Below are 9463 nucleotides of genomic sequence, written 5' to 3' on the forward strand. Positions count from 1 at the left end.
CGTACTGGACGTACTTGGGCTTTCGGCCGGTGCGGCGAGAGTGCGTGCCGGGCGTCGCGACGGGGCGAACGTTGCCTGCCGCGGCACTAGCGTCGTGACATGACGAGCGACACCCCTGCTCCGCTCTCGGAGGCCTCCCTCGCCACGGCTCTCGTCGGCGGATGCGTTGTCCTCGACGGTGGCATGTCGAACCAGCTGGAGTCCGCCGGGCACGACCTGAGCGACGAATTGTGGTCGGCGCGGCTGCTCGCCGAGCGGCCCGAGGCGATCACCGAGGCGCATCTCGCCTACTTCGAGGCGGGTGCGAACGTCGCGATCACCTCCAGTTACCAGGCCACCTTCGAAGGCTTCGCGAAGCGCGGTATCGGTGACCGGGAGGCGGCCCGACTGCTCACCTCGAGCGTGGAACTGGCCCGGGAGGCGGCTCGGCAGGCCCGGGGCAAGGGGGTCGCGCATCCGTTGTGGGTGGCCGCGTCGGTGGGGCCGTACGGGGCGATGCTCGCGGACGGTTCCGAGTACCGGGGTCGCTACGGGCTGAGCGTCGAGGAACTGGCGCGTTTCCACCGTCCCCGGCTGGAGGTCCTGGCTGCCGCCGCGCCCGATGTGTTGGCGTTGGAAACGGTTCCCGACGCCGAAGAGGCAGAGGCGCTGTTGCGTGCGGTGCGCGGTCTCGGTGTGCCGGCCTGGCTGTCGTACTCGATCGCCGGTGACCGTACCCGCGCCGGGCAACCTTTGGCGGAGGCGTTCGCCCTGGCTGCCGACGCGGACGAGGTGATCGCGGTCGGTGTCAACTGCTGTGCCCCCGAGGACGTCGACGCCGCCGTGGCGACCGCGGCACGGGTGACGGGCAAGCCTGTCGTCGTCTACCCGAACAGCGGCGAGGTCTGGGACGCGCAGGCCCGCGCCTGGAACGGCCGTTCCACCTTCACCTTCGAACAGGTCCGAGGCTGGCGGGAGTCGGGAGCCCGGCTGATCGGCGGCTGCTGCCGAGTCGGCCCGGAGGCAGTCGCATCGATCGCCCGGACGCTGACCTCCGTCATGGGCCCGGGTTTTCGCACGATGCAAGTCTCAGAACGGAGCCCGTCCCGCTTTTGAGTGAGAACGGGTTGTGAGAACGGGTTGTGAGAACCGGTCGACGGTCGGGCGGGGTCCGGCGACCGGTTATTGATCATGCTCGCGCAAAGGACCGTTTGTGCGACCGCTCGACGTCGGGGTCGGCGCCGCTCGGGGTGGACCCCCGGTCGCCGGTGCGGCGATGTCCGTCCTGGCGGCGGGCAAGTCTGCGCTGACCGCTCCGCTTCTCCCGGGGCGCGGTGCACAGCTGGGCGGATTTACTAAGGCTGACTGATAAGGTAGCCTTAGTTTATGAACGATGATCTGGACCCTGACGAAGTCGCCTCGGTCCTGCTGGGCGGTCTCAGCGTGCTGGTGCGACGGGTACGTCAAGTACCGATCGACGGCGGACTCACGATGCCCGAGCGGACCGCCCTGTCGCACCTGGAGCGCTCGGGCCCCACCACCTCCTCGGCGCTGGCCCGGGAAGTGCAGATCACGGCACAGGCCATGGGAGCGACACTCAGCGCGCTGCGGGCCCGTGGCCTGGTCGAACGTCGTCCGGATCCGAACGACGGCAGGCGCGTGGTGCTGACGGTGACCGAAGCCGGTCTGCAGGCGCTGAAGAACAAGCGCAACGCGCGGGCCGAACTCATCGCCCGGGCCCTGACCAGCGGCAAGTTCACCCCCACGGAGCTGGAGCAACTCGCAGCGGCCGCGCCGCTGCTGGAGCGGCTGGCCCAGAACATCTGACGCCGACGGAACCATGAGGACGCAAGCCGATGACGGATCCTCCCAAGACGCGCGCCCCGGGCCGCTCGGCCGGTGACCGGTACAAGTGGACGGCGCTGACGAACACGACCGCGGCGGTCTTCATGTCCGCGCTGGACGGCTCCATCGTGCTGATCGCGCTGCCGGCGATCTTCCGCGGCGTGCACCTGGACCCGCTGGCCCCGGGCAACATCGCCTACCTGCTGTGGATGATCATGGGGTACCGGCTGGTGCAGGCCGTCCTGGTGGTCACGGTGGGTCGGCTGGGAGACATGTACGGCCGGGTCCGGATCTACAACTCCGGGTTCGCGGTCTTCACCTTCGCGTCGATCCTGCTGTCCTTCGACCCCTTCGACGGCGGCCACGGAGCGATGTGGCTGATCGCCTGGCGGGTGGTGCAGGCCGTCGGCGGGTCGATGCTGGCCGCGAACTCGGCCGCGATCCTCACCGACGCCTTCCCCAAGGAGCAGCGCGGCTTCGCCCTGGGCATCAACCAGGTCGCCGGCCTGGCCGGAATGTTCCTCGGCCTGGTCGCCGGAGGGCTGCTGTCGGCCTGGGACTGGCGGGCGGTGTTCTGGGTGAACGTGCCTGTCGGCGTGTTCTTCACGCTGTGGGCCTACCGCACCCTGCGTGAGACCGGCAAACGCGGCGGCGGCCGGATCGACTGGTGGGGCAACATAACCTTCGCGGTGGGTCTCAGCGCGGTCCTGATCGCGGTCACCTTCGGCCTGCAGCCCTACGGCGGGCACACCATGGGCTGGACCAACCCGCTGGTCGACGGGCTGATCGCCGGCGGGCTGGTTCTCCTGGCAGCGTTCGTCGCCATCGAGAACCGCGTCTCCGCACCGATGATCCAACTGGGTCTCTTTCGCCTGCGGGCCTTCACTTTCGGCAATCTGGCGGGCCTGGGCATCTCGATCGGTCGCGGCGGGATGCAGTTCGTGCTGATCATCTGGTTGCAGGGCATATGGCTTCCGCTCCACGGCTACGACTACAGCGACACGCCGCTGTGGGCCGGCATCTTCATGCTGCCGCTGACCGCGGGCTTCCTCGCGGCGGGCCCGGTGTCCGGGTACCTGTCCGACCGGCTCGGTTCCCGGGGGCTGGCCACTGGCGGTGCGGTGCTGTTCGGCGCCAGCTTCCTGGGCCTGATGCTTCTGCCGATCAACTTCAGCTACTGGATCTTCGCCGTGCTGATCGCGCTCAATGGGATCGCCAGCGGCATGTTCGCCTCCCCCAACTCCTCCTCGATCATGGGCAGCGTGCCCGCGCAGCTGCGCGGTGTCGCCTCCGGCATGCGCGCCACCTTCCAGAACTCCGGCACCGCCGTCTCCATCGGCGTGTTCTTCTCCCTCGTGATCGCCGGTCTGGCCCACAGCCTCCCGCGCACCCTCACCACCGGCCTGCGAGAGCAGGGCGTAGCGGCCCACGTCGCCACCCAGGTCGGCGGCCTGCCCCCAGTCTCGTCCCTGTTCGCCGCCCAACTGGGCGTCAACCCGATCAAGCACCTGCTCCAGCCCAGCGGCGCCCTGACCCACCTGACGGCGGTGCAGCAACAGACCCTGACCGGACGCCGATTCTTCCCGACCCTGATCTCCGGGCCTTTCCACTCCGGCCTGGTCATCGTGTTCGCCTTCGGCGCCACCCTCGCCTTCCTCGCCGCGCTCGCCTCCCTTCTGCGCGGCAACAGCCTCACGGCCAAGACCCCCGGACCACCAACAGCCGCTACCGGCACCACCCTTGCAGCTGCGACCGACGACGGGGCAGAGACGACGCGCGCGGAGACCAGCATGCGCCCTGATCCCGGCGACTGGCCGATATCCACAGGAGAAACACCCCCATGGCACTGACAGCGATCGACCGCACGCCCGCGCTCGTCGTGATCGACCTGCAAGAGGGCATCGTGGCGGCCCACACCGACAGCCGGACGACTGCCGCCGTCAAGCAGGCGACCCACCTGACCGCCGAGTTCCGGCGACACGGCCTGTCCGTGATCCTGGTCAACGTCACAGGACGGGCGCCGGGACGCACCGAAGCCCAGCGGTTCGGGAGCAGCGCCGCACTTCCGGCCGGCTGGGCCGACCTCATCGACGAACTCGACGTCCAGCCGACCGACCACCTGATCACCAAGCGGCGGCGCAGCGCATTCCACGACACCGGACTCGACACCCTCCTGCGGGACCTGGGCGCCACCCAGATCGTGCTCGCCGGAATCGCGACCGGCTCAGGTGTCGAGTCGACCGCACGCTCTGCCTCCGACTACGGCTACCACGTCGTCCTGGCCACCGACGCCATGAGCGACCCTGATGCCGACGCCCACCGCCACAGCATCGAACGCGTCTTCCCGAAACTCGGCGAGACCGCCACCGCCACCGAAATCATCGACATGATCGAGGCAACGCGATGACTCTGCTGGGCCGCATCCTGAACAACCGCAGAGCAGGCGAGACCCACGCGGCGTGGAATCTGCCCAATTTGCAAGGCCCCGAACTGCTGACCCTCACCAGTCGGCACTTCGGCGACGGCGACTCCATTCCGCTGGAGCACTGCCTGAAGAACATCGGCGGCGACAACCTGTCCCCCCACCTGGCCTGGACCCCGCCGCCGGCCGGCACCGCCCAACTCCTCCTGGTCATCGAAGACATCGACGTCCCCCTTGCCAAGCCCGCCGTGCACTGCATGACCCTGATCGATCCGGCAGTCGGACACCTGGAGCCCGGTGCCCTCGACGCACGACAGCCGCCCACCGGAGTGCAGTTGCTTCGGTCCACCATCGGGCGCGGATACCACGGTCCCGGGCCCGTCAAAGGCCACGGGCCACACCGCTACACCTTCCAGTTGTTCGCCCTGGCGACCCCCGTGGACAGCACCCCTGGCACAACGCCAGTGGCCCGGGTACGGCCCCGCGCCCTCCTGCCCGCCACCACCTCACCCGTCCTCGCCCGCGGCCGACTGACCGGCACCTTCGAACGCTGACACCGGTCCCCGGGCCCCCACACAAGCGGCGTGCCCGGGGCTGAGGAGATCCGGGCGCCCAGGTGAGCTCGGCTCATTACCCTGAACACCAGCTCACCTACCGCCCTTTCACAGCTTCAAGATCATCCCATGGCGTGCGGCGCGACGGCCGGGGCGGTAGCCCCACGGCCGTCACCGACGACACCCCGGCGGCGACGGACGCGGACCGGCGTGCGGTCGCTGCTGCGGCCGGCACCTCGCACAGCCGGCACCTCGCACGGCCGGCACCTCGCACGCGGCGTTCCTCTGCGACGAGCAACCGGCGGCTTTCCGTGAACCCCAGCAGCAGCCGCATCCGGTGTGCTAGGGCCTGTGTGGAGTTGTGATCAAGGCTGTGATCCGAGGTGCCGGATCCAGAGGAGGCCGGCGCATAATTCGAGTCCGGCCTGGTAGCTTTCAGGCTTTTTGTCGTAGCGGACGGCGAGACCGCGCCAGTCCTTGATCTTGTTGATGGTGCGTTCGACGCTGTTGCGGAGCTTGTACAACTGCTTGTCCCAGGTGACGGGCCGTCCGCCGCGTGAGCCGCGGTTCTTGCGGTGGGCGGCCTGATCCCTCTTCTCGGGGATGACCGCTTTGATCCCACGTTTGCGCAGGTGGGAACGGTTCTGGCGGGACGAGTACGCCTTATCGCCCGCGACTGCGTCCGGCCGGGTGCGGGGCCGGCCGACCGGGCCGGGGACGCGGATCCCGTTCAGGACGGGGATGAACTGCGGACTGTCCCCGGCCTGCCCCGCAGTGATCTTCAGCGAGAGGGGCAGGCATTGCGGCACACAGGACAGGTGGGTCTTCGTGGTCAGTCCGCCGCGGGAGCGCCCCAGGTCGGCGGCGGCGAGTCGGGCCCTGCGGCGACGCCTCACGCGTCGTCGCTCTTCCCGCTCCGGGTCCGATTGCCCGTCTTGTTCCTGGCCGGCGCCCCTTTTTCCGCGGCGGCCTTCTCCAACGCGTCCAGGGTCTCGGGCTCCACGATCATCCCGGCAGCATCGTGATGGGCCCGGACTGTGGTCGAGTCCACGCTGACCAGCGACAAGTCCACCAGGCCCCGCTTCGCCGCCTCGGCGATCGCACCCTGGAACACCGCGGTGAACACCCCGGCATCCCGCCACTGCCGAAACCGGCCGTAAACGGTGGACCAGTGCCCGAACCGTTCGGGCAACTCCCGCCATTTCGCCCCGTTCCTGAACCGCCACACGACGCCCTCGAAGTGCGCCCGCAGGTTCTCCGGGTACGGCCCGTACTCACCGACCGGCAGGAACGGGGAGACGAACTCCCACTCAGCATCCGAAAGTTGAGGTCGAGACACCCCACCGTTCTACTCCAGGGCCCCCGGATTTCCCAGACCGGGGCCCCGCGAGATCACAACTCCACACAGGCCCTAATCGACCATGATCGTTCTCACCGGGATTTCCTGTACCGCAACTGCTCACACCCGGAGGAGTCGGGCCGCCTCGCCGTCCGTACGGTGCTGGGCAGACCGCTCCCCCGACGTACCGGGGCGAACACCTGTTGCTGGGCTCGCACATGGTGGTGCGGGACTCGGTCGCGGGAACGGGAAGGGGTTCCTCGGCCTCAAGGTGAAGCTATCGGTCGGCTACGACAACGGCTCCCGCGCCACGGGCACGCTTCACCACCGGCAAGGGGCACGCGTCGCAATCGGTCGAGGGACACGCTCTGGCGGAAAGCACGCTCCTCCGCCGCCAGTCGACCCGACGGTCAGCGACCCTGCACTCCCCCGGCCCGGCGCAGCCGACGCACCGCCGATCTCAGCTCTGTGCCGCGCACGGTTCTGGCGAACAGCGGGTTCGATGTCGCCGTCTCGCCGACGGATTCGCCCGCGAGGGGGCCTTCCGCCTCCGCCGTCCACAGGGCCAGCTCGCGATCACGCAGACCGTATGCGGTATATGGCATACGGTCGACCCCCTGCCGAATACTGCCTCCCTCATACGGTCCGCTGTCGACCTCGCCGAAGACCCGCACCGGATGCGCTGCGTCCCAGGCTTCCCAGCCGGGATCGCCCGTCGCGACGAACCGTGTCCACGCCCCGTGCATCGCGTCGGCGAGCCCCTGCGGCGCGCCGTCCCCCGCGAGCTTTGCGGACTCGGGCGTCTCGCCGGTGTCGAAGACGAAGCCGAGTTCGAGGGCGTGGCAGGCCCCGAGGTCCGGCCGGAGCGAGGGCCAGGCGAATTCGTACACGTACGACGCCCCGGGACGGGCGTCGGCCAGCCGGTGCAACGGGAGCCGCAGCAGGTTGTCGGTGACCATCTGGCCGACGATCTCCGCGGTGCGGGCCTCGGGGTGCAGGGCCCGGTAGCCGCGCGGCACCTCGTGGCCGCAGTGGCAGCGGGCCATCGCGCCGGCGAGAGCGACGGGCCCCAGCCGGTCGACGTGTTCCAGCAGGCCGCCCGGGACGAGCCAGAGCCGGTACTCGTCGCGGGTCCAGCCCAGGAGGAGGTCGATGCCGGGTGCCGCATCCCCGTCGACGAGGGCCTCCAGGGGGTCGCGTGGGACGAGATCGCCGTCGACGACGATGCCGAAGGCGGGACCGCCCAGGACAGGGCTGCCGAGCCTGCCGACGTCGGCCTGGGTACGCAGCAGCAGGCCCCGGTCGACGGCGGCGAAGGCCTCGGCGGTGGCGGGGATCTTCAGCCGGGCCGCCATGCGGCGCACCATGCGCCGGACCTTGTCCCGCTCGAAGGCCTCCGGCGGCCCGCTCTGCAGGACGGCCCGCCGGAACAGCCCCTGCGCCTGTGGGGCCGCGATCAGCGCACCGACGCTGATGGCTCCGGCGGACTGTCCGGCCAGGGTGACCCTGTCAGGGTCGCCGCCGAAGGCCCCGATCGAACGGTGGACCCATTCCAGCGCGGCGAGCTGGTCGCGCAGCCCGGGGTTGGCGGGGGCGTCCGGGAACAGTGCGTAGCCCTCTACGCCCAGTCGGTAGTTGATCGACACGAAAACTGTTCCCTCACGGGCGAAGCCACCTCCGTCGTACACAGGGACTGCTGAGGAACCCCTGGTCAGGGCACCACCGTGCAGCCACACAAGGACCGGCAGCCGCGCGCCCGGACCAGGCTCGGGCGTCCAGACATTCAGGTTGAGACAGTCGTCGCCGGGCACGACGGGGTCCGACAGATACGGGGCGAAGGCGTCCGAGTACGGCGGTTTCGGCGGCGTCGGACCGAAGGCGCCCGCATCGCGCACCCCGCCCCAGGGCTCGGGCGGCACGGGCGGCCGGAAGCGGCGGGGCCCGAAGGGTGGTGCCGCGTACGGGATTCCCCGGAAGACGGCGACGCCATGCTCGTATCTTCCGCGTACGGACCCGTAGGGGGTCCTGACGACGGGATCGGGGTCGGGCTCCGCCTGGCCCTCGCCCACGGGATTCGTCTGGTCTGCCGCCATCTGCTCACCAGCCCTTCGCCGCGCTCGCGCACCGGTAACACCAGAGCACCACAACAGCGCACGGTATTCCGATGCACGAGCCTCTGGCAGGGCTATTCGGCGTACATCAGGGTGCCGAAACCGAGCTGGTCGCAGCCGCCGCTGGTGGACCCGTAATCCCCGCCGCCGCCCTCAGGGGCGACGGAGAGGCACATCTGGGAGATGTACTTGTCGTCCGGACAGAGGCGCCGGTGTAGTGGTGGTGCACCATCGCCCACACCGGGCGGACCTGCCCGCGGGACGAGGCGGAGATGACGGTGTCCAGGCTGAGGCCTGGGACACGAAGGGCAAACCCCGGCTACGGCAGGGTGGTCGGCGTCCGGCGGTCGAGGTCGACGTGCCCTCGAGCTCGTGCGATGTCCCCCGACCGGCCGTCCATGAAGGCCCGTCGGGTTGGCCGTGGAACCCGCGGCCGAACCACAGCGCGGGCAGCAGTGGCGCGGCGACGGCCGGACGGTGCTCGGCCTGGTGGAACGCGACGAGAAGGGTGCACGCAAGGCGGCGGTCGTGGATGTCGACGCGAGTGCGCCGCTCACCCTGGGTGTGACGGTCGTCGGGGTGGAAGCTCGTTTCTGGTATCTGCGCGACGGCGTGCGCATACCGGTCGGTCCGCCGCTGGACGCCGGCCGACTGTCGGACGACCACGGGGAGCGGCTGCGCTTCACCGGCGCGCTGGCGGAAATCCATGTCCAAGACTTGGTCGACGCGTCCTTCACTGCGAACTTCCAGGACTTCCAGGACTTCCAGGACTTCCGCGACTTCCGCGACTTCCGGAACTTCCGGAACTTCCGGAACTTCCGGAACTTCCGGCTGAGGTGCACGTCTCCACAGAGCCACCCACGCCGATCGCCGAATTCCCGTACCGGCTACCGGCTCGGCAAGCCGCCGCACCCCGTGCGGCGGTCGGCGGCCGCCTCCACGGCTCACCGCCGCATCGGTTCCGCGGGTCCGCCGCCACCCGGAAACAGCCCGCCGCACCGGTCCCCCGGACAGAGCCGGCACGTCCGCGTCCGGTCGTCCCATGTGTTCGGAGTTTCGAAAGTTCCGGCGTTCATGATCTCGCGTTTCCCGGTGTCTTCACGTCACGCTGAGGCACACCTAGTGCCGCGGCAGGCAACGTTCGCCCCGTCGCGACGCCCGGCACGCACTCTCGCCGCACCGGCCGAAAGCCCAAGTACGTCCAGTACGAGGA

The 9463-nt window shown here is 69.7% G+C and carries 6 protein-coding genes and 3 pseudogenes; 6 read left to right on the forward strand and 3 right to left on the reverse strand.

Annotated elements, in window-relative coordinates; genetic code table 11:
• Positions 1-99: 99 nt before the first annotated feature.
• From mmuM to AB0J04_RS44325, 5 genes are all read left to right on the forward strand, one after another.
• A complete protein-coding gene (gene mmuM / locus AB0J04_RS44305; protein WP_363174398.1) occupies positions 100-1095 on the forward strand; it encodes a homocysteine S-methyltransferase in 996 nt (331 codons plus the stop codon).
• Between the two features lie 270 nt (positions 1096-1365).
• Positions 1366-1806: a MarR family winged helix-turn-helix transcriptional regulator gene (locus tag AB0J04_RS44310; protein ID WP_363174399.1), complete on the forward strand. Its 441-nt coding sequence runs from the start codon at positions 1366-1368 to the stop codon at positions 1804-1806.
• A 29-nt stretch (positions 1807-1835) separates the two neighbouring features.
• Positions 1836-3674 (forward strand): MFS transporter, encoded by a 1839-nt coding sequence (locus AB0J04_RS44315; RefSeq protein ID WP_363174400.1) that lies wholly within the window; start codon positions 1836-1838, stop codon positions 3672-3674.
• On the forward strand, positions 3665-4231 hold the full coding sequence (locus AB0J04_RS44320) for an isochorismatase family protein (protein ID WP_363174401.1): 567 nt from the start codon (positions 3665-3667) through the stop codon (positions 4229-4231). Before AB0J04_RS44315 ends, AB0J04_RS44320 begins: the two co-directional genes overlap by 10 nt.
• Positions 4228-4800, forward strand: a complete 573-nt coding sequence (locus AB0J04_RS44325; protein ID WP_363174402.1) for a YbhB/YbcL family Raf kinase inhibitor-like protein — start codon at positions 4228-4230, stop codon at positions 4798-4800. Before AB0J04_RS44320 ends, AB0J04_RS44325 begins: the two co-directional genes overlap by 4 nt.
• Positions 4801-5165: 365 nt before the next feature.
• On the opposite strand, the pseudogene AB0J04_RS44330 reads toward AB0J04_RS44325, so the two are convergent.
• From AB0J04_RS44330 to AB0J04_RS44340, 3 genes and pseudogenes are all read right to left on the reverse strand, one after another.
• Positions 5166-6139: pseudogene (locus AB0J04_RS44330) on the reverse strand (IS5 family transposase).
• 410 nt (positions 6140-6549) lie between these two features.
• Positions 6550-8232 (reverse strand): carboxylesterase family protein, encoded by a 1683-nt coding sequence (locus AB0J04_RS44335; protein WP_363174403.1) that lies wholly within the window; start codon positions 8230-8232, stop codon positions 6550-6552.
• A gap of 92 nt (positions 8233-8324) precedes the next feature.
• Positions 8325-8530: pseudogene (locus tag AB0J04_RS44340) on the reverse strand (cell wall anchor protein); the annotation flags it as partial.
• Between the two features lie 134 nt (positions 8531-8664).
• Between AB0J04_RS44340 and AB0J04_RS44345 the strand changes: the two are divergent.
• Positions 8665-9463 (forward strand): annotated as a pseudogene (locus AB0J04_RS44345) (hypothetical protein); the annotation flags it as partial.

Origin of the sequence: Streptomyces sp. NPDC050263 (assembly GCF_040655955.1) — a bacterium.
GTDB lineage: Bacteria > Actinomycetota > Actinomycetes > Streptomycetales > Streptomycetaceae > Streptomyces.

What these genes read in the sequence shown, in the direction of transcription:
- AB0J04_RS44325 (WP_363174402.1), top strand. Translation starts at nt 4,228, where the DNA reads ATGACTCTGCTGGGCCGCATCCTGAACAACCGCAGAGCAGGCGAGACC.
- AB0J04_RS44315 (WP_363174400.1), top strand. Translation starts at nt 1,836, where the DNA reads ATGACGGATCCTCCCAAGACGCGCGCCCCGGGCCGCTCGGCCGGTGAC.
- AB0J04_RS44310 (WP_363174399.1), top strand. Translation starts at nt 1,366, where the DNA reads ATGAACGATGATCTGGACCCTGACGAAGTCGCCTCGGTCCTGCTGGGC.
- AB0J04_RS44320 (WP_363174401.1), top strand. Translation starts at nt 3,665, where the DNA reads ATGGCACTGACAGCGATCGACCGCACGCCCGCGCTCGTCGTGATCGAC.
- AB0J04_RS44335 (WP_363174403.1), bottom strand. Translation starts at nt 8,232, where the DNA reads ATGGCGGCAGACCAGACGAATCCCGTGGGCGAGGGCCAGGCGGAGCCC.
- mmuM (WP_363174398.1), top strand. Translation starts at nt 100, where the DNA reads ATGACGAGCGACACCCCTGCTCCGCTCTCGGAGGCCTCCCTCGCCACG.